General features: G+C 44.9%; 21 protein-coding genes and 1 other annotated feature (1 of these 22 only partly in view). Of the genes, 4 read left to right on the forward strand and 17 right to left on the reverse strand.

The features are described from left to right. Positions 1-123 precede the first annotated feature (123 nt). The 9 genes from murC to NCCP2222_RS02955 form a co-directional block, all read right to left on the reverse strand. Positions 124-1,440, reverse strand: a complete 1,317-nt coding sequence (gene murC / locus NCCP2222_RS02915) for a UDP-N-acetylmuramate--L-alanine ligase (protein ID WP_248509459.1) — start codon at positions 1,438-1,440, stop codon at positions 124-126. A gap of 124 nt (positions 1,441-1,564) precedes the next feature. Beyond that, complete coding sequence (locus NCCP2222_RS02920; RefSeq protein ID WP_248509461.1) at positions 1,565-4,600, reverse strand: DNA translocase FtsK; 3,036 nt, start codon at positions 4,598-4,600, stop codon at positions 1,565-1,567. Positions 4,601-4,811: 211 nt separating this feature from the next. Beyond that, positions 4,812-5,420: a YtpR family tRNA-binding protein gene (ytpR, locus tag NCCP2222_RS02925; protein WP_248509463.1), complete on the reverse strand. Its 609-nt coding sequence runs from the start codon at positions 5,418-5,420 to the stop codon at positions 4,812-4,814. Continuing rightward, positions 5,417-6,235 (reverse strand): DUF1444 domain-containing protein, encoded by an 819-nt coding sequence (locus tag NCCP2222_RS02930; RefSeq protein WP_248509464.1) that lies wholly within the window; start codon positions 6,233-6,235, stop codon positions 5,417-5,419. Before NCCP2222_RS02930 ends, ytpR begins: the two co-directional genes overlap by 4 nt. Before the next feature lie 40 nt (positions 6,236-6,275). Then, positions 6,276-6,794 (reverse strand): hypothetical protein, encoded by a 519-nt coding sequence (locus NCCP2222_RS02935; RefSeq protein WP_248509465.1) that lies wholly within the window; start codon positions 6,792-6,794, stop codon positions 6,276-6,278. 125 nt (positions 6,795-6,919) lie between these two features. Next, complete coding sequence (locus NCCP2222_RS02940) at positions 6,920-7,438, reverse strand: DUF84 family protein (RefSeq protein ID WP_248509466.1); 519 nt, start codon at positions 7,436-7,438, stop codon at positions 6,920-6,922. A gap of 86 nt (positions 7,439-7,524) precedes the next feature. Next, on the reverse strand, positions 7,525-8,598 hold the full coding sequence (locus tag NCCP2222_RS02945; RefSeq protein WP_248509467.1) for a M42 family metallopeptidase: 1,074 nt from the start codon (positions 8,596-8,598) through the stop codon (positions 7,525-7,527). Positions 8,599-8,768: 170 nt separating this feature from the next. Beyond that, positions 8,769-10,301 (reverse strand): solute symporter family protein, encoded by a 1,533-nt coding sequence (locus NCCP2222_RS02950; protein WP_248509469.1) that lies wholly within the window; start codon positions 10,299-10,301, stop codon positions 8,769-8,771. After that, on the reverse strand, positions 10,301-10,684 hold the full coding sequence (locus tag NCCP2222_RS02955) for a DUF485 domain-containing protein (RefSeq protein WP_282570643.1): 384 nt from the start codon (positions 10,682-10,684) through the stop codon (positions 10,301-10,303). The genes NCCP2222_RS02950 and NCCP2222_RS02955 overlap by 1 nt, the downstream gene beginning before the upstream one ends. 278 nt (positions 10,685-10,962) lie before the next feature. Between NCCP2222_RS02955 and NCCP2222_RS02960 the strand changes: the two genes are divergently transcribed. Then, a complete protein-coding gene (locus tag NCCP2222_RS02960; protein WP_238082694.1) occupies positions 10,963-11,277 on the forward strand; it encodes a hypothetical protein in 315 nt (104 codons plus the stop codon). Positions 11,278-11,323: 46 nt separating this feature from the next. Here the strand turns inward: NCCP2222_RS02960 and NCCP2222_RS02965 are convergent, their stop codons facing one another. Genes NCCP2222_RS02965 through pepV form a run of 5 tightly spaced genes read right to left on the reverse strand, consistent with a single transcriptional unit; the run spans position 11,324 to position 16,113 of the window. Continuing rightward, a complete protein-coding gene (locus NCCP2222_RS02965; RefSeq protein WP_248509470.1) occupies positions 11,324-12,169 on the reverse strand; it encodes a YtnP family quorum-quenching lactonase in 846 nt (281 codons plus the stop codon). Positions 12,170-12,198: 29 nt separating this feature from the next. Then, positions 12,199-12,843: a tRNA (guanosine(46)-N7)-methyltransferase TrmB gene (gene trmB, locus NCCP2222_RS02970; protein WP_248509472.1), complete on the reverse strand. Its 645-nt coding sequence runs from the start codon at positions 12,841-12,843 to the stop codon at positions 12,199-12,201. A 25-nt stretch (positions 12,844-12,868) separates the two neighbouring features. After that, positions 12,869-13,843, reverse strand: coding sequence for a nuclease-related domain-containing protein (locus tag NCCP2222_RS02975; protein WP_248509474.1), 975 nt, complete (start codon positions 13,841-13,843; stop codon positions 12,869-12,871). 15 nt (positions 13,844-13,858) lie between these two features. Then, positions 13,859-14,710, reverse strand: a complete 852-nt coding sequence (dat, locus tag NCCP2222_RS02980; protein ID WP_248509476.1) for a D-amino-acid transaminase — start codon at positions 14,708-14,710, stop codon at positions 13,859-13,861. After that, positions 14,710-16,113, reverse strand: a complete 1,404-nt coding sequence (pepV, locus tag NCCP2222_RS02985) for a dipeptidase PepV (RefSeq protein WP_248509785.1) — start codon at positions 16,111-16,113, stop codon at positions 14,710-14,712. The genes dat and pepV overlap by 1 nt, the downstream gene beginning before the upstream one ends. A gap of 368 nt (positions 16,114-16,481) precedes the next feature. Here pepV and NCCP2222_RS02990 point away from each other — a divergent pair, with 368 nt between their 5' ends. Further along, positions 16,482-16,703 (forward strand): DeoR family transcriptional regulator, encoded by a 222-nt coding sequence (locus NCCP2222_RS02990; protein WP_238082704.1) that lies wholly within the window; start codon positions 16,482-16,484, stop codon positions 16,701-16,703. A 75-nt stretch (positions 16,704-16,778) separates the two neighbouring features. Here the strand turns inward: NCCP2222_RS02990 and NCCP2222_RS02995 are convergent, their stop codons facing one another. Both NCCP2222_RS02995 and NCCP2222_RS03000 read right to left on the reverse strand, forming a co-directional pair. Further along, positions 16,779-17,489, reverse strand: a complete 711-nt coding sequence (locus NCCP2222_RS02995) for a pseudouridine synthase (RefSeq protein ID WP_248509478.1) — start codon at positions 17,487-17,489, stop codon at positions 16,779-16,781. Positions 17,490-17,493: 4 nt separating this feature from the next. Then, positions 17,494-19,110, reverse strand: a complete 1,617-nt coding sequence (locus tag NCCP2222_RS03000; protein WP_248509479.1) for a putative polysaccharide biosynthesis protein — start codon at positions 19,108-19,110, stop codon at positions 17,494-17,496. Between the two features lie 119 nt (positions 19,111-19,229). Here NCCP2222_RS03000 and NCCP2222_RS03005 point away from each other — a divergent pair, with 119 nt between their 5' ends. After that, positions 19,230-20,495 carry a BaiN/RdsA family NAD(P)/FAD-dependent oxidoreductase gene (locus NCCP2222_RS03005; RefSeq protein WP_248509480.1) on the forward strand — a complete coding sequence of 422 codons (1,266 nt, stop codon included), beginning with the start codon at positions 19,230-19,232 and terminating at the stop codon, positions 20,493-20,495. Positions 20,496-20,821: 326 nt separating this feature from the next. Continuing rightward, positions 20,822-20,977: a hypothetical protein gene (locus NCCP2222_RS03010; protein ID WP_248509481.1), complete on the forward strand. Its 156-nt coding sequence runs from the start codon at positions 20,822-20,824 to the stop codon at positions 20,975-20,977. A gap of 417 nt (positions 20,978-21,394) precedes the next feature. Here the strand turns inward: NCCP2222_RS03010 and leuS are convergent, their stop codons facing one another. Continuing rightward, entirely contained in the window at positions 21,395-23,812 is a 2,418-nt protein-coding gene (gene leuS, locus NCCP2222_RS03015; RefSeq protein ID WP_248509486.1) for a leucine--tRNA ligase, read from the reverse strand. 78 nt (positions 23,813-23,890) lie between these two features. After that, positions 23,891-23,903: a binding site (T-box leader), on the reverse strand (it continues 200 nt past the right edge of the window).

The raw sequence follows: 23,903 nt of genomic DNA on the forward strand, positions 1-23,903 counted from the left end.
TTCTTCCTGGCTGCTCTTGAATAACTGGCAAATTCAACAGACATTTCTTTAAAAGAAAAAGGGCTGAAATCGAGTCGATTTCCAGCCCTTTTTACTATTACGGGAAGCTTAAACCGGTAAGGTTCAAGCTGTTTCTCCTTGCTCAATCAAACGTTTAAATGCATTCATATAATCTTGGATATCGTCCCCTGCTCCCATGAACAGATAAACTGCATTTCCATGTTCTTCAAGCTCGGCAATTTGTTCGATTTTAAGATGCTTAGCTCCCGGTACCCGTTTAACCAAGTCATCAATCGTTAATGTCCCGCTCTTTTCCCTCGCAGATCCAAAGATGTCACATAAGTAGACAGAATCCGCATGAGAAAGGCTGGCAGCAAATGAATCAAGCAAAGCGGCTGTCCTTGTAAAAGTATGCGGCTGGAAAATCGCGACGATTTCCCGATCCGGATACTTCTGTTTCGCCGATTGCAAGGTTGCCTCAATTTCAGTCGGATGGTGGGCATAATCGTCCACAATCGTTTTGTCATCATATTCCGTGATAGTAAAGCGTCTCTTTACACCGCCGAATGTAGATAGCCGATCTTTGATTATGTCGACTGGCACACCTTCATAATGGGACAGAGCAATCACACCTAAAGCATTCAATATCGCATGGTCGCCAGCCGAAGGAATAGCGAACGAATTGAAATACTCATTTCTGACGTATACATCGAACGATGATCCATCTGAAGTCTTCACAACATTTTTCGCAAAGAAATCATTGGCTTCATCGAAACCATAAAATACTACAGGAACATTTGCTTTGATCTGCTGCAGATGATGATCATCACCGCATGCCACAATCGCTTTTTTCACTTGCATCGCCATTTGATTAAAAGCATCCATCACATCGTCGAGATCCTTAAAATAATCTGGATGATCAAAATCAATATTGGTCATAATTGCATAGTCCGGTTTATAAGCCAGGAAATGTCTCCGGTATTCACACGCTTCTAAAACAAAGAACCTGCTGTCCTTTACGCCTTTGCCTGTTCCATCTCCAATTAGATAAGAAGTCGGCGTAAAGCCCGATAACACATACGAAAGCAAACCGGTTGTCGACGTTTTGCCATGCGAACCAGTCACCGCAATCGATGTGAATTGATCCATGTAATGTCCGAGGAAATCGTGGTACCGGATAACTTCCAGTCCAAGTTCTTTCGCCCGCACCAATTCCGGATGTGTATCCGGAAATGCATTGCCGGCAATAACCGTCAATCCTGGCACAATATTATCCGCATCAAACGGCAAGATCTTTATTTTTCTTTCCACTAAAGGCTCTTCTGTAAAGATATATTTCTCCACATCAGATCCTTGAACTTCATTCATAGAATCATGGAGGATTTGGGCTAACGAACTCATCCCTGATCCTTTAATTCCGGTAAAATGAAACACTGTCATATTGCAACCTCCCGGGATCATCACTGCTCCCACATTCATCTTCTTGAAAATCATTCGATTTCCCTTTGCTTCTCATTCCCCATTATACCACGAATGAATCCGCATTTATTTACTAGCTACGTGATTAGTTTTGTTCAAACCGATTTACATACTGTTCGAATTCCTGCTGAGTCAAATAGACATCCCGCGGTTTGCTTCCTTTTTGTTCAGAAATAAACGAGAGTTTCTCCATTTTATCCATCAGCTTTGCAGCACGATTGTAGCCAATACCGAAATTGCGCTGCAGCAGGGATGTTGAGGCGCTTCCATGTTCAATTATGAACTTGCAAGCCTCTTCAAAAAGGGGATCGGTTTCCTCCTCTTCGATGGAATTGGCCAATAAATCCTCCTGGCCAAACAAATAATCCGGTTTTGCTTCATTTTGAACGTGTTCTATTATACGTTCAATTTCTTCATCCGTGACAAATGTCCCTTGCAATCGAACAGAAGAAGATTGGCCATTACCCAGATACAGCATATCCCCTTTTCCGAGGAGACGTTCTGCACCAGGGGTATCGATAATGGTTCTGGAATCCACTTGGGACGATACCGAAAATGCGATACGTGTCGGTACATTCGCTTTAATTGTGCCTGTAATGACATCGACGGATGGTCGCTGCGTGGCAATGATCAAATGAATACCGCAAGCCCTTGCCTTCTGCGTAATGCGGCTGATGGAAACTTCCACATCCGCTGGTGCCGTCATCATGAGGTCTGCCAGTTCATCAATGACGATGAGCAAATAAGGCATCTTCAAGGAGAACTGACGGCTGCCAGTGACCATTTCATTGTAGCGCTCAATATTTCTCGCACCCGCATGGGCAAAGAGTTCATAACGCCTTTCCATTTCATCTACAGCCCATTTCAGCGCAGCCGTTGCCGCTTTTACATCTGTAATGACCGGACTGAGTAAATGCGGAACACCATTATACGGAGCCAATTCGACCATCTTAGGATCGATTAATAGCAGTTTCACGTCTGTCGGGGAGGCCTTATACATCAAACTCGTCAAGATGGAGTTGATGCAGACCGATTTTCCTGAGCCCGTCGCACCTGCTATCATTCCGTGCGGCATTTTACGCAAATCCAGTGTGACCGGTTCACCCGTCAAACTTAATCCGAGCACCGCCTCAAGAGGAGACGTCGATTGCCGGAATCGTTCTGTCTGAATGACTTCAGAAATCCGGACAGCGCGTGTCCGCCGATTCGGAATTTCAATGCCGATGGAGCTTGTTCCCGGGATTGGCGCTTGAATGCGAATATCTTCCGCTGCCAAAGCGAGTTTCAAATCGTCCGTCAAATTCCGTATTTTACTCACTTTCGTTCCGTGGCCGACTGTCAATTCAAAGCGTGTAACAGTCGGTCCTTGCACTGCTTCCATCACATTAGCCTGGATGGAGAAATACGATAGGGCTTCCTCCAGTTTAACCGATTGGGATTCCAGCCATTCAACATCTTCAATATGCTCCTCAGGTTGAATCAAAAGATCCAATGACGGAAAAGCATAATAAGGCTCCTCTTCTTCCTCTATCGGCTCGATGGGTTCTTCGACTGTTTTCTTCTCAGCTTGAGCGGGCTCTGCAACTTGCTCTACCTGCTCTACTGTCTTGTCAATTTTCATTTTGTCCGATTTTAGCATAAGTACATTGAATGGGACGACCTTCTCCCGCTCTACCGGCTGTTCAATGGAGCTTTCCCCAGCAGTATCGAGTACTGGCTCCACATCCAATTGGCCGGATATGGCAGGATCTTCATTCACTTCACTGAAAGCTTCGTTATTTTCCGCCACAGTTTCTGAATCTTCATCGGCAGAGTCCTGATCCAACTCAACACTCGAATCATTGATGGCAGCATGAATTACCGCCTCATTATTTGCCTCACCGATGGCAGTGAAATCTTTCGTCTCTTCAATTAATTTACCACTATCTTCCATCTCATCATTCGAGCTACTGATAGCAACCTGTTCTTCCGGCACGTTTTTCGCTTCACCGATGCCGACCATACCTTCTAGCTCAACATCCGTTACACTGGCAGCCTGATATTCATCCATCGGACCATTCATCTCACTGCTGCCAGAATGACTTTCTATGAAATCTACCATTTCTCCAGAAACTTCATGCTCTTGCACTTCATCATTTGTATGCGTGATGGCAATATGGACATCTGCTTCACCTGTAATGACATGATTCTCTGTTTCTTCAAACAGCTCAGTAGCGAAGTCATTTACTTTCGCCTCTGTCTCATAGGTGGGAGCTTCCACTTCAATTGCTTCAGCGCACTCCGCCTCTTCTTCCAAAGAATGGTCAAAAGGTTCTTCATTTCGCGGTGACTGTTCTTCCTCGAAGCCACTTGCTTCTATTGCTTTCAAATCTTCCTGGCTATGCATCTGTTCTTTTGCCTGCCCATCAGCCAAAGATGAAGGACTCGCAACATTCCTATAGGTGGTTGAATCTTCCCTCTCCTGAACTGGCAGGTTCTTTTCATCATTCTGCAAAGCATTGGGGTCAGCCCAATCATTATGTACGCCCGTCTTCTCGGCATGACTTCGCGGAATTGGCAGTTGCTCCTCTGCTAAGACGGTTCTTTTTGGTGTTCGGAACCCGTAAACGGGAGATGGAACCTGTGTAGGCGTAAATGGTCGGTTCCGTACCGGTTTCACCTTCTCCTTTTTCTCTTGCTTTGGTTCCGAAGCTGCTTCAATCGTTGCTCCCGTCATTCGGAGAGCACTTTTATCCAAACGCCGCTCGGTTTCTGTCCGATGGATGGTCACACGTTCATTTTTGCCTGGCCAACGCTCATTTTGATAAAGCGGTACAGGTTCAAAACCGTCTTCCTCCAGCATTTCCTGAGGTGGGGCAGATGGTTTCAGGCGATCCACAGGTTCCTCATCATCCCAGCCGTAAATTTCGGCGTCCGTGATGATAGGGAAACGGAAGGACGGCGGGTGTTTTCGCTCGCTATCGCTTTCCCTCTCCTGCTGTTGTTCATTTGTCACTAGTTCATGTTCGTATTCATACTCGTATTCATATTCGTTTTCCGTGTCAGTTTCATAATCCTTATCCGACTTTACAATTCGATTCAATACTCTTTTAAACCAAGTCAACATTATCACTCTTTCCATGTCGATCATTCTATTTTAACAGGTTCAACATGGCGAAATCAAACCTATCCCTAAAATGATAAAAACGTACTGCCTATAACAGTACGTTTCATATGAGATAGATGATACAAAGGAGATGCCATGCGACTTGTCTCCATAAGCAGGATTGTCTACATGTAAGCCTCTCCAAGGCGGGGGCCGTCTGTCATAATTGGCATGTCCCCTAACAGATTCACATATTTGTGAAAGGCTCTCCCGGTATCGCTGTTTCAGACAGAACAAGGATCCCTTTTACTTCCGGTGCATTGGGCAATCCTAATTCTTTCGCGGAACAAATCATCCCAGAGGAGGCAACGCCACGTAATTCAGCATCCCGAATCACCATGCCAGATGGCATAACTGCGCCCACTTTTGCAACGACGACCTTCTGGCCAGCTTCCACATTCGGTGCTCCACATACGATTTGCAATGTGTCGTCTCCCACATCTACAGTACATACGCTCAACTTATCAGCATTCGGATGCTTGTCCTTCGTTACAATATGGCCGATGACAAATTTTGGTGAAAAATCCACTGTAAACTCAACTGCTACATCGTTCTTTTTTAAAGCTTCCCTAATCTCAGCAACCAATTTCTCAGTCACTTCAATTTGACCATTGCCTGCCACATCGACATATTCAGTTGCATTGAATAGATTCAAGCCGGCCAGTTCCCCCGTCTCTTCATCCTTCAAAAGAGTGACATCATTCAACGATTTTACTTCTACGTTTTTCGGCTTCGTTGCAAGAAATTGTATGAGTAGTACGTTGCCTACGCCTTCGGGATTGTAAAATGCATTCATTTCTTTTTTCCATCCTTTCTAGCTATCCGGTTTTTTGCCATGATGAAGATCGGCTCCAGCTTTCCTTGCTCGTAAATGAATGACAAGGAAGTAATCGGCACTTTTCCGACAGTGAAAAATTGCATCGTCATCTGTGCGAGAACATCATAGCCAGTATCATTTCGCAAGTCACCGATTATTAGTACATCTTGGTGAGGCACGGAAACTGTCATGTGGCCTTCCACTTTGCTTTCCATTTCCTTCAAAAATGCACTGTTTAAAATTCTGCTGGCATCATAGCCATCATTGTTGTTGACAAAGTAAAACAGGTTTCCCGCCACTTCATCCTTCTTGTAATCCGTTTTCAAGGAGCGGAGTTTAAATAAAGCCGCTTCTGCAATCTCATTTTCCGTCAATCCGATCGACTCCAACATACTGGCGTCAATAAGCCGATAGGTCGTCCCTAAATCAATTGCATAATAGATCCGTGTTTCCGCTGTATGATCTTTTGTGATGAACTGATGCCCTGCTGTAGATTCAGTCGGAAAAGAGGTAGAACGAATGACAGGGTAGATCGGCAGATCCTTATGGAATCCCTCATTCATTTCCTTCTCCATCGCATTAAAGGTTTCACGGATCGTATAAACGATTTCATCCAGTGCCAGTTCTTTTTTATCCTCATACTTTGCTAAGATTTCTGGCAAGGAAATATCCATACCTTTTCCCAAGCCGCTGTGTTCCAAACGGACTTTATCGGTCTTCCGGTCGAAACGCCATTGAAAACTTTCGGAAGGGAGCCGCTCTTTCAACACTTCTACCAGCTCTTCAGATTTCAATCCGTTCCACGTCCTTTCAATCGCTGAGCATGTATGGTTGTCAATCCGGCTGCTTTACAGATCGGACGATTTCCATCATGCTCGCCATGTAATTTTCTATATTTTTCTCTTTTGTGATGGTAGTCATCTTCACACCGCCGACACTTGTGACAAGTTCCACCTTGCCGTCACCCGATTTTAATACCGATGCAAACCCAAAATACCCTTTATCCGAAAATGTTTCCTCTTTAATGACTTCGATCTTTTCCTGCGATTTCAATAAATCATGGAATAGATGGCTATCCTTTTCTTCATTTGGATTAATGAACAGAATAAATGTCTCATCCTTATTCGAAAAGATAATATTTTGCGGGTCAGATGCATCTTCAATTGTGAAACCAACTGGCTTGTACAATGCAACACCCTCGATTTCCTCAGTTGCATTCTTCCCATCCTGTTCAAAAATATCACGCGCTGCCGCAATCCCATCTTCCGCCTTTTGGTCAATGGATTTGCCGCACCCGCCAAGCACAAAAATAGCGCTCACGAGCAGGAACAAGAACTTCCACGAGCGGAACATTCAATTTCCCCCAATCAATTTACATATAGTTATCATCAATCCAGTGCATCATGTCAGTAGTTAGTTAATTATAGAAGAGCATATTCATTTTAAAGTTGTTTCTTATGTTATGCAAGCAAGCGGAATCATTTTTGTCTCTCATAATTCATCTGGCCAATCAGCAATAGCATGACATGTTCAAACAATGCATCCCGATTGACTGCATGAGCTGTAAACATCCCCATTGCCCCACCGCTATGCTTTATGCCACGTGCATTGAAATAGGTATCGACTGCTTCGCTCAATTCTTGGCCTTTATGTAGTTCTTCTGCAATTTCATCCGGAAGAGGGATCTGTGCTCCGCCTGCAGTAAAGACTGTTTGATCCGGCAGTACAAGCGCTCCCCAGTTACATACAAACAATTGCCCATCCAGCATGCGAACACCGCCTTCCAGTCCGATGCCAATCGCACCATCAACCGTTACTGCAGCATTCTTCGCACGATTGATCGCTCCCTGTCTTGTTTCCTCATCTCCAAACGGCTGGTCTTTTACACCGGATGGCACCTTCGCTTCGTGAAGGTGGAACTCTGGTTGATGGAGTTCCAACACCTTGCGAACCGCACTTACTTTTGCATGATTTTTTGATCCGATAACGAAATCCATTTGATCAACTCCATTCGCGGCAAGACCGTCCTTCATCAACTGAAAGGACGGTCTCGTTTTTAACTTGCTTCTATCACATCAAACAATCAGACATTCGCTTTGATCGTCTCCACCGTTGTCTTATCACAAGCTTTCACCAGTTTGACGAGCAATTCTTTTGCAGCAGCATAATCATCCGTATGAATAATCGATGCTGATGTATGGATATAACGAGAACAGATACCAATAACCGCACTTGGAACGCCTTCATTGGAAACATGTACTTGCCCGGCATCCGTGCCTCCTTGGGAGATGAAGTATTGGTACGGAATATTATTTGACTCCGCCGTGTCTAAAATGAACTCGCGCATGCCGCGATGAGTGACCATAGTACGGTCAAAAATACGGAGCAGCGTACCTTTTCCTAGCTGGCCAAATTCGTTTTTATTGCCAGAAGCATCATTTGCAGGACTTGCATCGAGCGCGAAGAATAGATCAGGATTAATCATCCGTGCCGCTGCTTGGGCACCACGCAAACCGACCTCTTCCATTACGTTCGCACCGGAGTATAGCGTATTTGGCAATTCTTCCCCATGCACTTCTTTTAGAAGTTCAATGGATAGTCCACAACCATAGCGATTATCCCATGCTTTGGCCAAAATCTTCTTATCGTTAGCCATCGGAGTGAATGGGCATACGGGAACGATTTGTTGGCCCGGGCGGATCCCAAGGCGCTTTGCATCTTCCTTATCATCCGCACCGATATCAATCAGCATATTTTTAATATCCATCGGTTTATTTCTAACCTCATCACTTAATAAATGCGGAGGAATGGAACCGATAACACCGATGATCGGCCCTTCATCTGTAATAATCTGCACCCGCTGTGCGAGGAGCACTTGATTCCACCAGCCGCCTAATGGCTGAAAACGAAGCATGCCGTTATCCGTAATAGCAGTGACCATAAAACCGACTTCATCCATATGGCCGGCTACCATAATCCGCGGACCGTCTTCAGGTCCCTTGCGCAAACCGAAAATGCCCCCTAAATTATCTTGCACGATTTCGTCTGAGTATTTTTCTAACTCACTTCTCATATAGCTGCGAACCATATGTTCATTGCCAGGCGCCCCCGGCAGCTCTGTCAACGTCTTGAACATTGTTAGTGTCTCTTTTTGCATGAAACGTGTCCTCCCCAATCTAGTATGTATTCCTCATTTCATTGTAGACCATCTTGCATGAACTTTCCAACAGAATAATTAGGAACCCGAATTAATTTACAGACTGCGTTTTAGCCATTCAAATACATAAAAACGAAGGGGATTTTCGTCCCCTTCGCTCATGTAAAAGCTTATTCCCGAAAGCCTGTATTGGCACGGACACTTACTTCTGCATATTTCCGATAATCGGCTTTTTCCTTGGAAAGGATCGTTCCGAGATAACCGCCTAAAAATCCTAGCGGCACTGAAATAATGGCCGGATTCGTGAGCGGGAACAAAGCAGTACCGACAAATATGGCTTGTCCCGGTTCCGGAGCAAAAACGTTCGGACTGATTACAACGAGAACGAGGGCAGAGAAAAGGCCTGCCGCCATCCCGGTAATTGCTCCGGTCGTGTTGAATTTTTTCCAGTAGATTGTATATAAGATGACTGGCAAATTCGCACTGGCAGCAATACAGAAAGCCAAGGAGACGAGGAATGCTACATTCATCGACTGTGCGAACAAGGCAAGTAAAATGGAGAAAACCGAAACACTTAATGATGCGTATCGTGCCGCCAGCATTTGCTCCCGATCGCTCGCCTTTCCTTTTTTAATAATCTGGCCGTAAATATCATGGGCAAACGCGGATGCCCCTGTCAAGACGAGCCCGGCAACAACTGCCAAGATTGTAGCAAAAGCAACTGCAGATACGAAGGACATTAAAATATCTCCTCCGAGCACACCGGCTAGCAGCGGTGCAGCCATATTCCCTGCAGCATTCGCTTTCGTAATGGCATCATAGCCGACAAATGCCGCTGCGCCAAAGCCGAGGAACACAGTCAGAACATAGAAAATCCCGACAATCCATGTCGCGATAACAACTGAGCTTCTCGCTGTCTTCGCATCTTTTACGGTAAAGAAGCGCATCAGAATATGCGGCAACCCCGCGGTTCCTAACACAAGCGCCAGCATTAGCGACAATGTATCGAGCGGAACTTTATACTTCAGTCCCGGCTTCAGATAGTCTGCCCCATGCACAGTAGCCGTTTTGACTTCAGCAAACATCTTAACTAGGTTGAAATCAAATTTTGCAAATACGAGAACTGCGATAATTATTGTCCCAAGCATTAGCAGAACAGCTTTGACAATCTGCACCCAGCTCGTTGCTGTCATGCCGCCGAACAATACGTATACTGTCATCATTACGCCGACAATGAGGACAGCGATCCAATATTTAATGCCAAACAGCAATTGAATGAGCGCACCGGCCCCCACCAGCTGCGCAATCATATAGAAAATGACGATCGTGATAGTACTGAATGCGGCCATGCCACGAACTTTTTTGGCATCAAAGCGGGCATTAATCATATCTGCCAGCGTATATTTCCCCAAATTTCGAAGAGGTTCTGCAACTAGGAACATGACAACCAAGTACGCGATCAGGAAACCGATACTATAAAAGAATCCATCAAAACCAAAAAGTGCAATCGCGCCAGCAATCCCAAGAAACGAGGCTGCCGATAAGTAGTCCCCTGCAATAGCCAGTCCATTCTGCCAGCCTGTCAGACCACCGCCTGCTGTATAAAAATCGCCGGTAGTTTGTGTCCGCTTCGCTGCATAATACGTTATGAACAAAGTAGCGATGACAATCGCCAGAAATAATATTACAACCGTTGCATTCATTAAGCCGAGCCCCCATCCCGTTCAATCATTTTAATAATTTCATCTGAATCTTTATCAAATGAATTTGATTTTTTTACGTACATGACACACAAAACCCACGTGACGATGAACTGAGCAGTAGCAAACACCCAAGCCCAAGTGATATCGCCAAACACAGGCGTATTCAGTACTGTTGAATACGATGTCATGATCGGCAGCATAAAGTAAAATGCGAGGAAAAAAATAGTCATCGGGACGATGAAACGTTTTTTCCGACGCAGCATTTCTTTATACTCCGGGCTTGATACTATCTTTTCGTAATCAATTGCTCCCTGGCCCGCTAAAGGTCCGGCGCCCCCCTTTTTTTTCTTGGTTTTCTCTTTGTATGCGCTTTCAACCTTCATTGGACATACCCCCTTTAATCATAAGTTTTTTGATTATGGAGAAAATACTACACTATCTGGCGAAATATTCAAATACTTATTTATCAAATTATGAGAAATGATAGTTAAGTCCCCCTTCTCGAAATAGTTTACTTTACAAGTGTCGTTTCCCTTCTTGAGAACGTTTTTCTGTGAGCTGTCCTCTAGTTCGAATTAATTCACGAGCCTTACGGAATCTGCTATAATCAACAGAATTATGGTACACTTGGAAAGAAACTGATGGAGGGGGTTACGTACCGATGAAATTAAAAGATTTCCTTGCGGGAGTGTTAACTGGGGTAGCAGCCGGACTCATCGTCAATCAAGCAATTGGAAGAATAGAAATGAATACACCAGCCGAGGATGTGCTGCGTTCTGTCAAAGAGGCATTTAAAAAAGAGGGACCGATTGATGGTTCCTGGATTGTTATGAAACCTGAACCGTTCCATAATGGCGTCATTACAATGGATGTATACCGTGGCGGCATTTCACGCATTCAAAACGGCTCCCTGGAGCAATTTGAGTTTGCGGCAGATTCAAAAACTGGAACCGTCGTTGAATTGATTAAAAAATAATAAAAAAGTCGCAGAGTCTGGGATTTACCCGCTCCTGCGACTTTTATTATGCATGACAGTCTATGGTTTCAATCAGTTCTTTTCCAGATTCATCCCACTTGACCAACCGGTACACCGCATCGTGGTAAAATATAAAACGGTAGCCGTTCGCCAATGCTTCTTTCATTAATCGTTCCTTAGCGAAAATGGATGTCATCGGGTAGTCGTCATACGCCAGCACCCATAGCGGATTGCTATGAGCGTGCGTCGGCATAATATCTCCCATATGAAGAATCGTTTCGCCTTCTTGCTCAAGCTTTACAATGCTATGGCCGTCACTATGGCCACCCGTATGAATCATAGAGATGCCCGGCAAGATCGTGATTTCGTCAGTGAACGTCTTCACTTGCTGCTGGATTGGCTCCCAGTTTTCTTTCCAATATGTGTTCCTCGATCGGATATTTGGATTGCGCATTTCATCCCATTCGACTTGTGACACGATGATTTCGGCATTCGGAAACATCGAAACCAGCTCGCCATCCTGCAATCCCGTCAACCCTGCGGCATGGTCATTGTGCAGATGTGTCATTAGAATGAGATCAATATCGGCAGGTGTCAATCCTAATTCATCTAAACTTTCTTTGACTTTCGATTCTGCCCGGACACCCAGATTCCGTTTCATTTTTTCGTTCAGTTTTCCGTTCCCCATCCCAGAATCGATCAACATATTTTTGCCTTCGTATTGAACGAGAATCGGATCCGTCCGCAGTTCAATCAAATTATCCTCATCACAGGCATAACGCTTTGCCCACAATGCTTTCGGAACGACACCAAACATCGTCCCGCCATCCAAAAAGTTGACGCCCCCGTCTAACCATGTCAATTTCATATTGTGAAACGTATATGTATCCACAATTCCATCCCCCTTTACTTATTCGTGCATTATTCGCAGAACTGTGCTTCCAGGCGGTAGATCGGCATGCCTTTTGCCGAAAACTTTTCTTCGTACTCCGTCATAATATTATCTTCCGGCATATCCGCATGAAGGTCCAACGAAACGAATTGAAGTTTCATTTTGTAAGCAGACATGGACGTAAGCGAATACTCAAACAACTTCCGGTTATCTGTCTTAAAATGAATCTCCCCATTCTTTCTCAAAACTGTTTCATAGCGCTGTAAAAACGACTCATGCGTCAAACGTCTTTTCGCATGTCTCGTTTTAGGCCAAGGATCCGAAAAATTCAAGTAAACCCGATCCACTTGTCCTTCCTGAAACAGCTCTGTCAAATTAGCGCCATTCGCGCGCAATAAGCGTAAATTCTTCGGCTTGTCCATTTCAATTACCTTTTCCAGCGCCGAAACGATGACATTGTCAAAAAGCTCAATACCGATATAGTTGATTTCTGGGTTGGCAAGAGCCATTCCGATAATAAATTGACCTTTGCCAGTACCCACTTCAATATGAATTGGATGTTCGTTACCGAATTCCTGCTGCCAATCTACTTTTGGCCGTTCTTCGTCCAGAATTAACACATCTGGATGCTGGGCCATAAAATCCTTCGCCCATGGTTTGTTGCGTAACCGCATATCTCTACACTCATTTCTATAATCTTTATTCTTCCTCGTCCTGTTCCTCTGGCTGTTCAAATGATTCCAAAAGCCGGCTCATTGCAGTCGTCTGGCCGATATCCAAAATGGCTTGCGCCGCCTTGAATTGATTGAATTTCATCGGTGTCGTCGATTGCGCCAAACCATTGAACCAATCTGGGAACGAACGCCGGTCAATAGCCCGGATATCATAAGGCGATCCGGGATAATCAATATAGCCATTACGGGAAACGATATATTTGCGTACCGGGAACTCAATCCCTTCCCGTGCGAATAACCCTGTGATGATCTTTTCCATCCGATTCAAGCCAATGGTCGGATTTAGCAATTTTGCTTCCTGGTCCCCGAACTTTTTTAACCAAAACCGATCGCTCTCCCCAATGAAAACCGCTGCATCTTCCTTTTCAACGACTGTCAGGCACATGCATTCGATGGGGGTAAGTAAAATGATGTCCAGTTCAACAGGCGCTTTCTTCACTTTTACAATCGGGTAATAAAACAATAAATAACTGTCTGGTAATTGTAATGTTAATTCCCGCAGAAACATGTCACGAAAAAAACGAGCGTCCACTCTGGACTTATCCAATAAGGTAGAACTGGCCCATTTGATTTGAAAATGAAACAGCTGGTCCAAGTAGAGCTTGCGCATATGTGCAATGTCATTTGGGCGCTGAACAAGGTTCGGCTGAAAATCGAATTCCTCCTCGGCATCCGCTTCCTGCTCCTCGATCTGCTCATCCTCTGGTTCCTGTTTCCGGTTGAATAGCCGGAGAATCGGGTTAAACCATTTCCGATCCTCCGGGTTACCTCCGGATCCTTCATCTTCTGTTTCTAACACAGATAGATCCGTTCCATTTTCCCATTGAAACCTCATCCGTTCCCACTGTGATTTTTTCAGCCTGATAAACTGTGTCGGATATCGTGACAAATCATTTTCATATCGGGAAATATAATCTAGCAACTTCACTAGCTGCGCCATGGCATTTCACTCCGTTCAGTTTGCTTTGACCGGTACTGGTATTTGGCGGGCAAAAGCCTCCTGCAACTGTTTCGTCACAGTACCCGGCTGTCCATTTCCGATCGGATGGCCATCAATTGAAACGATCGGGGTAATTTCCGCGGTTGTGGAAGTAAGGAAAAATTCATCCATGCTTAATGCTTCGATTGGTGTGAACTCTTTCTCCACAAACGGAATTGCGAGTTCTTCGCAAAGCTTCATTACAACGCGGCGAGTAATCCCATTTAAGATAAGATTTGTGGCAGGGTGTGTATAGACTGTGCCATTTTTAATGCCGAAAACATTTGAGGATGAGCCTTCCATCACGATGCCATCCCGTACAAATAACGCTTCCGCACAACCTGCTTCAAAAGCTTCTTGTTTAGCCAATACATTGCCTAATAAATTCAAGCTTTTAATATCACACCGAAGCCATCTCACATCGTCAACGATTTTTACTCGGACGCCTTCTTCAATATTTTTCAAAGGTCTAGGATTATTGATGGCATACGCAGTCACGACAGGAGTGACTGGAATTTCGGGAAACTGATGCGTTCTTGGGGAAACCCCTCTTGTTGCTTGGATATAAATATGGCCCGTTTCAATTTGATTTGCCTTGACTAGTTCGCTGGCGATACCGATCAATTCCTCTTTCGAGTAAGGCAGCACCATCTTCACTTTTTCCGCACTTTCCACAAGCCGGTTGAAATGTTCCTCTGCAGTATAAAGTTCTCCATTATATACCTTTACAACCTCATATACCCCATCTCCAAAATAATAGCCACGATCATCGATGGAGATTGTACATCCCTCTTGGTCCGTAAATTGACCATTCATAAAATATATCATCATTGTTCCCCTTTCTTTTCTCCAGCCAGTCGGCTGATGGCATCTGCATAAATAGCTGTCGCTTTCATCAAGTCTTCTATATATACATATTCATCCGCTTGGTGTGCGACATCCTCCCTGCCAGGGAAAAGCATGCCGAAAGCGACGCCTTTTTCCAACACTCTCGCATACGTACCGCCTCCAATAGCCAATAGTTCGGCCTCATCACCGGTGTGGTCTGTGTAGACGGCTTGAAGCGTTTTGATGAACGGATCTTCCGCATCCACATGATGCGGTTTGGAGTTAGATGAAACAGCCAGCTGAAATGCCGTCTGTTCAAGTCTTTCTTTGCAAGTCTCGATTTTATCATCAAACGGATACGTAACGGAATAGCGCATACTAACTTTTATGATTCCTCCAGCAGATTCAGTAAATTCTACAATGCCTGCATTCAACGTCGTATCGCCGGACACTTCATCGTTAAATGCTAAACCAAGAAAATTCCCTCTCGTTTCTGTCCCAAATGCATCAAGCATGAACTGAGTGAAATCTTTGGATGAGCCTTCCTTGAAGACACGGTTCAGGAAGGAAGCAAGAAGAACGGCCGCATTGATCCCTTGATCGGGCTCCATGGCATGTGCGGATTTCCCTTCTACCGTAATAATCGTTTGTCCGTTTTCTTTAGTAATAGACCCTTTTGCTGAGTTGATATTTAAGTAACTCTCAAACTGCTCCGATATGTCAGAAGCATTTAGCGATGTTACCGCCTCAGCATGATCTGGAACCATATTCGTCCGATTTCCAGATTGGAACTTGAGCAGCTGGCCGTCTGGTTTGAATGAATGTTGACTGAAATGAAGTGACGCAATGCCTTTCTCCGCATGGATAATTGGAAAATCGGCATCCGGGGCAAAGCCGAGCGTTGGCATTTCTTCCGTTTCGAAATAACGGTCCATACATCGGAAGCCGCTTTCTTCGTCAGCACCGACAATGAGCCGCACTCTTTTTGTCAAAGGAATGCCTGCTTCCTTCACCATTTTCATGGCATGCCAAGCCGCGATTGTCGGGCCTTTATCATCAATCGCACCACGGCCAAACAATTTCCCTTCTTTCACAGCCCCTTCAAAAGGACCGTATGTCCAATTGCTTCCTGCAGGAACCACGTCTACATGACAAAGAATGCCGAGCAATTCATCGCCTTCTCCCATCTCAATATGACCTGCCATATGATCGATGTCCTTCACTGTAAAACCCGCTTGGCGTCCCTCCTCCAGCATCCATCCCAAAGCCTCGGCTGGACCCGGCCCAAAGGGAGCTTCCTTGGAAGCAGAGCTTTCATCGAGTACGGAAGGGATGGAAACCAATTGCTGCAAATCTGTGATGATCTGCTCTTGCCGTCGTAACGCCTCTTCTTTCCAATCCATCAATTCAAGCACCTCTTTTCATTAATACTCTCTATTTTCACACGTTGGGCGAATAAAATAAAGAACAATCCTTCGTATCCAAGTATTTCATTTTCAACAGTTTCTGTTAGATTTTCCGCCTCTCTAAAATCGAAAATTATCTCGTGTTATTGTCTCTTCTTCATAGGTTGTACCAAAAGACAAAGTTAACAATAAATTCATGCATTTTTAATAGTAATGCGCTATAATTGTATTGTCAGAACAATTCACTGACATTCCTAGATGTGAAAGGAGTGCAATATCAGGAGCAATTTCACGAGCAAAGGTAACATTCAGACGTCTCATGCCCATCGATTTTGGAAAATGAAGATGAAGGAGTGGTCTCCAAGTTGAATCCTGCTACTGATCGTATGCTTACCCGAATCAAAGACGTTTATCTATACATCCTTGACAGAGGTACAGTCACAACAGAAAACGTGGTCGAGGAATTCGGAATAACAAACCGCACAGCACAAAGGGATTTAAATGTTCTTGAATACAACGAGCTCATTATAAGCCCGGCGCGCGGAAAATGGACGACAACTAAGAAAAAAGTGAAATTGCCTTCCTAATATTGCTTTCCTTAACGGAAAGGAGGCTGTCCGGCAGTCGATATGACATGCCGAACAGCCTCCTTTTTTGCAGCTTCATGGGGTGAGGATTGAAGACAATTCCTCATCGGTCAATTCACGGTACTCCCCCAAGTTTAATTCGTCATCAAGCTCCAATGCTCCCATCGACAAACGCTTTAAATAGATGACACGCTTCCCGACCGCCTCGAACATCCTCTTCACTTGATGAAACTTCCCTTCTGTAATTGTCAACTCGATTTCAGAAATTGCATTGGAATCAAGTATCCGCAAAATGCCTGGCTTCGTTTCAAAACCATCTTCCAGCGTCAGTCCTTGTGCAAAAAGCAAAATATCCTCTTCCGTAACAACGCCCTCAATGCGGGCAAAATACGTCTTCGGCACTTCCTTTTTCGGCGAAAGGAGATTGTGTGTCAGCTTCCCATCATTCGTCAATAACAGAAGACCTTCCGTATCCTTATCAAGCCTTCCGACAGGAAACGGATCAAAATGGCGATCTTCTGGTTCCAGCAGATCAACAACCGTCCGATCCCGGTAATCCTCTGTGGCTGATACAACACCAGGCGGCTTATTCATCATAAGATAAATGAATTCCTTATAAACCACCTGCTCTCCTAGAATTGAAACCACATCCTTATGCGGTTCCACATGAGAGGCTGCATCTTTTACAGGCACATCATTCACTTTGACTGCGCCTTTTTTCAATAGCTGTTTCACTTCTTTTCGAGATCCATAGCCCATATTGGCAAGCAATTTATCAAGTCTCATACCGTCACCTTCCAAAACCGAATTTCTTCGTAAATCTTGTCAGCCGTTCTCCGAACAACTTTTGTGCCAATCCTGTTTTTAATGACAGGAAACCATAAATAGCAGCACCGACAGCCGCACAGATGGCGATATAAAGCAAGGCTTGGAATTTGCCTCCTACAGGACTGATGGCAAGCAATCCTTTTAACGTTAAGTGGACAGCGATCAGCATGATCAAATTGAAAATGCTGATTAAGATCAGTCGTCGGTACACCATTTTCGAACGGTAATTCAATTCCTTGGCGATAACAACGATATTAATTCCAACAGCGATGATATATCCAATCGCCGTAGCCGCAATGGCGCCATCCGTTTCAAACATTTTAATGAGCGGGATGTTCAGCATTAATTTAAATAGCAAGCCAAGCAAGGACGTGAAAACAATCCATTTATGCTTATCGATTCCTTGTAAGATAGCGGCTGTCACTGTGAAGAGTCCAAACAGAATGGCAACCGGAGCATAACTGAATAGAACGTCAGCCCCTACAGTGTCTTTTTCATAAAGAAATTGATAAGTTTCATTAGAAAGAACCATTAAGCCAATGACCATCGGGATTGTGAGGTACAGCATAATTTGGAACGTTTGATCCAAAGAACGATTAATCCCCTTCTGATCCTTTTTCGTGTAATAGTTTGTGACGACCGGGATAAGCGCCATAGAAAATCCAGTTGCAACCATAACCGGAATCATCACAATCTTATGCGTTAAGAAGTTCAGCATCGACAAATATTCATCCGATACTTTAGCTAGACCGATCGATCCCATTGCTTCATTAAATGTGATCATATCAACGAACTGATATAACGGATTAATGACTCCCACTAAAACGAAAGGTATCGTATAACCGATTACTTCTTTGTACATATCGACAAACGTAATCTCGCTTGCCGGCGGACTTGCATCATACAGCTGCTGAATTTCCGGCTTGTATTTCATCCAGTAGCGATACAAGACGACAAGTCCAGCGAGTGCACCGATAAATGCGGCAAAAACAGCAAAATTAACAGCAGTCCGCGGGGAGAGTTTGAGGACATCTACAACGACATAAGCGCCGATCAGAACGACTCCGATTCGGATAATCTGTTCAACGAGCTGCGAAACGGATGTCGGTTCGAATTTCTGAAAACCTTGGAAATAGCCCCGGACAATACTCATGAGAGGAACTGCAAGCAACGCGTAGCTGACCCAGCGGATAACAGTTGCAATTTCCTCAATGCTAAAGCTTTGGTCTTCTGATTTATGTACCAGTCCAGCAATCGGCTCAGCAAGGAAGTAGAGTATTAAAAACGAAAGAAAACCGGTGACTGACATGACAAGCATTCCGGATTTCATCAATTTCTTTCCCGTTGCGTAATCACCTAGCGCATTATATTTGGAGACATATTTGGAGATAGCGAGAGGTGCTCCAGAGATTGCGATGGAAAGCGCCAGATTATAAGGTATGTATGCGTATTGGTACAATCCGACATTTTCTTTCCCGATGATGCTATAAAACGGTATGACATACAAAAGACCAAGAGCTTTCGACAAAAACAGCCCAATGGTTAATATGGCCGTGCCTTTTACTAAATTTGATGACATAAATGATCCATCCATTCTTTAGAGCTATGTTATAGTTTACCCCCGACCGTCAAATTTCACAATGGGTATCAATGTTATTGTGTATAATAAAGAAAAACAGAAAGTGTGGGGTACCTACTATGTATGACGTTATTATAGTCGGCGGGGGTCCTTCCGGCTTGATGGCTTCGATTGCGGCAGCTGAAAACGGAAAAAAGGTCCTCCTGCTCGATAAAGGAAAAAAGCTTGGACACAAGTTATCCATTTCAGGGGGCGGGCGCTGCAACGTGACGAATCGCCTTCCCATCGAAGAGATCATTAAGCATATACCCGGAAATGGTCGTTTTCTATACGGTCCTTTTTCGGTTTTCAATAATGAAGACATCATCCGCTTTTTTGAAGGACTAGGTGTGCCGTTAAAAGAAGAAGATCACGGTAGAATGTTCCCAGTATCAAACAAAGCAAAGGATGTCGTCAACGCTCTCCTGTCCGAAATGGACCGTCTTAATGTCCACGTAAAGCTCGAGACACGAGTAAAAAAACTGTTGATGGACGATACACAAGTGATAGGGGTCCGGCTTGAATCCGGCGAGGAAATTCGGTCCCGGGCCATCGTAGTCGCAGTAGGCGGGAAAGCAGTTCCGCAAACCGGTTCAACAGGCGACGGTTACCCGTGGGCAGAAAAGGCCGGACATACCGTGACCGAACTCTACCCGACAGAAGTGCCTTTACTATCGAATGAGCCATTTATCAACTCGGCAGAATTGCAAGGGCTCGCATTGAGAGATGTAGCTGTGTCTGTTTTGAATGCAAAAGGAAAAGCACTCGTTACGCACCAAATGGACATGCTCTTCACCCATTTTGGATTAAGCGGACCGGCGATTCTCCGATGCAGCCAGTATGTCGTAAAGGAAAGAAAAAAGAATGGCAATCAGCCTGTCGATATCCGGATCGACTCATTCCCAGACAAAAACGAAGAGAATGTATTCCAACTATTATCTACCCACATCAAGGAAGATCCAAAAAAGGCTGTAAAAAATGTCTGGAAAGGCCTCGTGCCAGAACGCTGGCTATTATTTCTACTCGACCGCGCCGGCATCGACCCTAGCGAAATCGGTGCCACGCTCGCAACCGATAAACTAAGAAGGCTCTCCACTTCCTTAAAAGCGTTCACGATGACAGTGAATGGCACCCAGCCTATCGAGAAAGCGTTCGTTACAGGCGGTGGTGTGTCGGTCAAAGAAATTGAGCCGAAAACGATGGCCTCCCGCAAAAAAGAAGGACTTTATTTCTGTGGCGAAATCCTCGACATCCACGGATACACTGGCGGCTATAATATTACCTCCGCCCTCGTCACCGGCCGCATAGCAGGCATGAGTGCCGGGCAGTATGCTTCGGAGGGATGAAAAAATTGAAAGTGGAGGCTGTCCTGTTTTGGGCAGCCTTCATGATAAATGAATGGTCAACGGCTGAATGGCTTTAGCTCGGAATTCGAGGCTAAAGCCATTTTTCTCGTTAAGAGATAAAATGTTTGCCGTTGTCTTTAATTAGTATCGATTGGTATGGATTCGTTGATCGTTATAGATCGCTTTTATATTGGCGTTCATTTCGGGTTATTGGCGTTCAACTCGAGTTTTTGGCAACCTGAGTTTTTGGCTTTCAGCCCGAGTTTTTGGCGTTCACCCGGAGTTTTTGGCGTTCACCCAGAGTTATTGGCTTTCACCCGGAGTTTTTGGCGTTCACCCGGAGTTTTTGGCGTTCAGCCCGAGTTTTTGGCGTTCACCCGGGGTTATTGGCGTTCGGCTTGATTTTCTGGCGTTCAGCTCATTTATCTGGCGTTCGGCTTGATTTTCTGGCGTTCAGCTCATTTATCTGGCGTTCGGCTTGATATTCTGGCGTTCAGCTCATTTATCTGGCGTTCGGCTTGATATTCTGGCGTTCAGTCTATTTATCTGGCGTTCGGCTTGATATTCTGGCGTTCAGTCTATTTATCTGGCGTTCGGCTTGATTTTCTGGCGTTCAGCTCATTTATCTGGCGTTCGGCTTGATTTTCTGGCGTTCAGTCTATTTATCTGGCGTTCGGCTTGATTTTCTGGCGTTCAGTCTATTTATCTGGCGTTCGGCTTGATATTCTGGCGTTCACCCGGTTTTATTGGCGCCCACTCATATATCCAGCGCTCTTTACCAATGGTATCGGTCACTTCGAACACTTCCGTTTCGCCTACTACCTAGCATCCATACCCATGTATCCAAAACAAAAAACAGATGGAGAAAAACAATCGTTTTTCTCCATCTGTTATAAATGTCACTCTGCAGCGACGATATTGACAAGCCGGCCTGGAATGGCAATTACTTTTTTCAGTTCTTTGCCGTCAATCCATTGCTTTACTTGCTCGTTTTCAAGTGCTGCTTTTTCCAAGTCCTCTTTGGAGATATCTTTGGATACTTCCAATTTCGCTCTCACTTTGCCGTTGATTTGGACAGCGATCTCGATTGTGTCGTCTTGCAACTTGGATTCGTCATAGGACGGCCATGCTGTGTACGTAATCGATTCGGAGTGGCCCAATTTTTCCCATAGTTCTTCTGCAAGATGTGGAGTAATTGGCGAAATCATTGTGACGAATCCTTCCACGTATTCTTTTGGAATGGTGTCCGCTTTGTATGCTTCGTTTATGAACACCATCATTTGTGAGATGGCCGTATTGTTGTGCATCGCTTCGAAGTCTTCGGTTACTTTCTTCACCGTTTGATGGTATACCTTCTCTAGCGGTCCGCCTGTCACTTCTTTGATTTTCTCGCTAAGCGTTCCATCCTCATTGACGAATAGACGCCAAATCCGATCTAAGAAACGGCGAGATCCGTCAAGTCCGTTGGTAGACCAAGCTTTCGATGCATCAAGAGGTCCCATGAACATCTCATAAAGACGCAATGAATCCGCACCGTGCGAATGGACGATATCATCCGGGTTCACGACATTCCCTTTGGATTTAGACATTTTTTCATTGCCTTCTCCTAGGATCATGCCTTGGTTGAACAATTTCTGGAATGGCTCTTTCGTTTTAACGACGCCTACGTCATACAATACTTTGTGCCAGAAACGCGCATACAGTAAGTGCAAGACAGCATGCTCTGCTCCGCCGACATAAATGTCGACTGGAAGCCAGCGCTCAGCCAATTCCGGATCAATGATCATGTCATCATTGTCTGGATCGATATAACGAAGATAATACCAACAGCTTCCTGCCCATTGCGGCATTGTGTTCGTCTCGCGACGTCCTTTCATACCTGTAGCCGGATCGACGACATTCACCCATTCGTCAATGTTAGCAAGCGGTGATTCACCCGTTCCGCTCGGTTTAATGTTTGTTGTTTTCGGAAGTGTCAAAGGCAGTTCTGACTCATCAACTGTCGTCATGGAACCATCTTCCCAATGGATGATTGGGATCGGTTCACCCCAATAACGCTGTCTGGAGAACAACCAGTCGCGAAGGCGGTACGTAATTTTCTTCTCGCCTTTGCCATTTTCAACGAACCAGGCAATTGCCTTGTCGATCGCTTCCTCTTTGCCAAGCCCGTTCAGGAATTCGGAATTGATATGCTCCCCGTCACCTGTAAACGGTTCATTCGAAACATCGCCCCCAGCTACTACTTCGACAATTGGAAGATCAAATGTCTTAGCGAATTCGTAGTCGCGTTCATCATGTGCAGGCACCGCCATAATGGCACCTGTGCCGTAGGAAGCCAATACATAATCCGCGATCCAGATCGGCATTTTCTCGCCACTTGCCGGGTTGATTGCATAAGCACCCGTAAATACGCCTGTCTTTTCTTTTGCTAGATCCGTACGCTCCAAATCGCTTTTCACTTTTACTTTATCCAAGTAATCGTTGACCGCCTGGCGCTGTTCATCTGTCGTAATTTGCTCCACCAATTTATGCTCTGGCGCCAAGACTGCATACGTCGCGCCGAAAATAGTATCCGGACGCGTCGTGAATGCTTCGAATGACAAGTCTGTACCGTCAATTTCAAATGTCAATTGCGCGCCTTCTGAACGGCCGATCCAGTTTCTCTGCATATCCTTCAAGCTGTCTGGCCAATCAAGCTCATCCAAATCTTCAAGCAAGCGGTCCGCGTATTCCGTAATGCGAAGCACCCATTGTCTCATCGGACGGCGTTCAACCGGGTGGCCGCCACGCTCTGATTTCCCATCGATGACTTCTTCGTTCGCAAGAACTGTGCCAAGTGCCGGACACCAGTTGACAGGAACTTCATCGATATAGGCTAATCCCTTATTAAACAATTGAATGAAGATCCACTGCGTCCATTTATAATACTTCGGATCTGTTGTATTAATCTCACGGTCCCAGTCATATGAAAATCCTAAATCGTTCATTTGGCGTTTGAACGTCGCAATATTTTTCGCCGTAAATTCAGCCGGATCGTTGCCTGTATCGATCGCGTATTGTTCAGCCGGTAATCCGAATGCATCCCAGCCCATCGGATGAAGGACATTGTAGCCTTGTTTCCGTTTGAATTGGCTTAGGATATCGGTTGCGATGTAGCCGAGCGGATGCCCGACGTGAAGACCTGCACCCGACGGATACGGGAACATATCAAGTGCGTAGAACTTTGGTTTTGAAGGATCGTCAATCGTCTTGAATGTCTTTTGATCCTTCCAGTATTGTTGCCATTTCTTTTCAATCTGCAAATGGTTGTAACTCATGAAATCATTCCTTCCTGCTCTCCAAATCATGTCCTTGCGAGTATGGGGGAAAATAAAAAAATACCCCCGTCCCTTATGAAAAGGGACGAGA

Origin of the sequence: Sporosarcina sp. NCCP-2222, assembly GCF_023168145.1 — a bacterium.
GTDB lineage: Bacteria > Bacillota > Bacilli > Bacillales_A > Planococcaceae > Sporosarcina.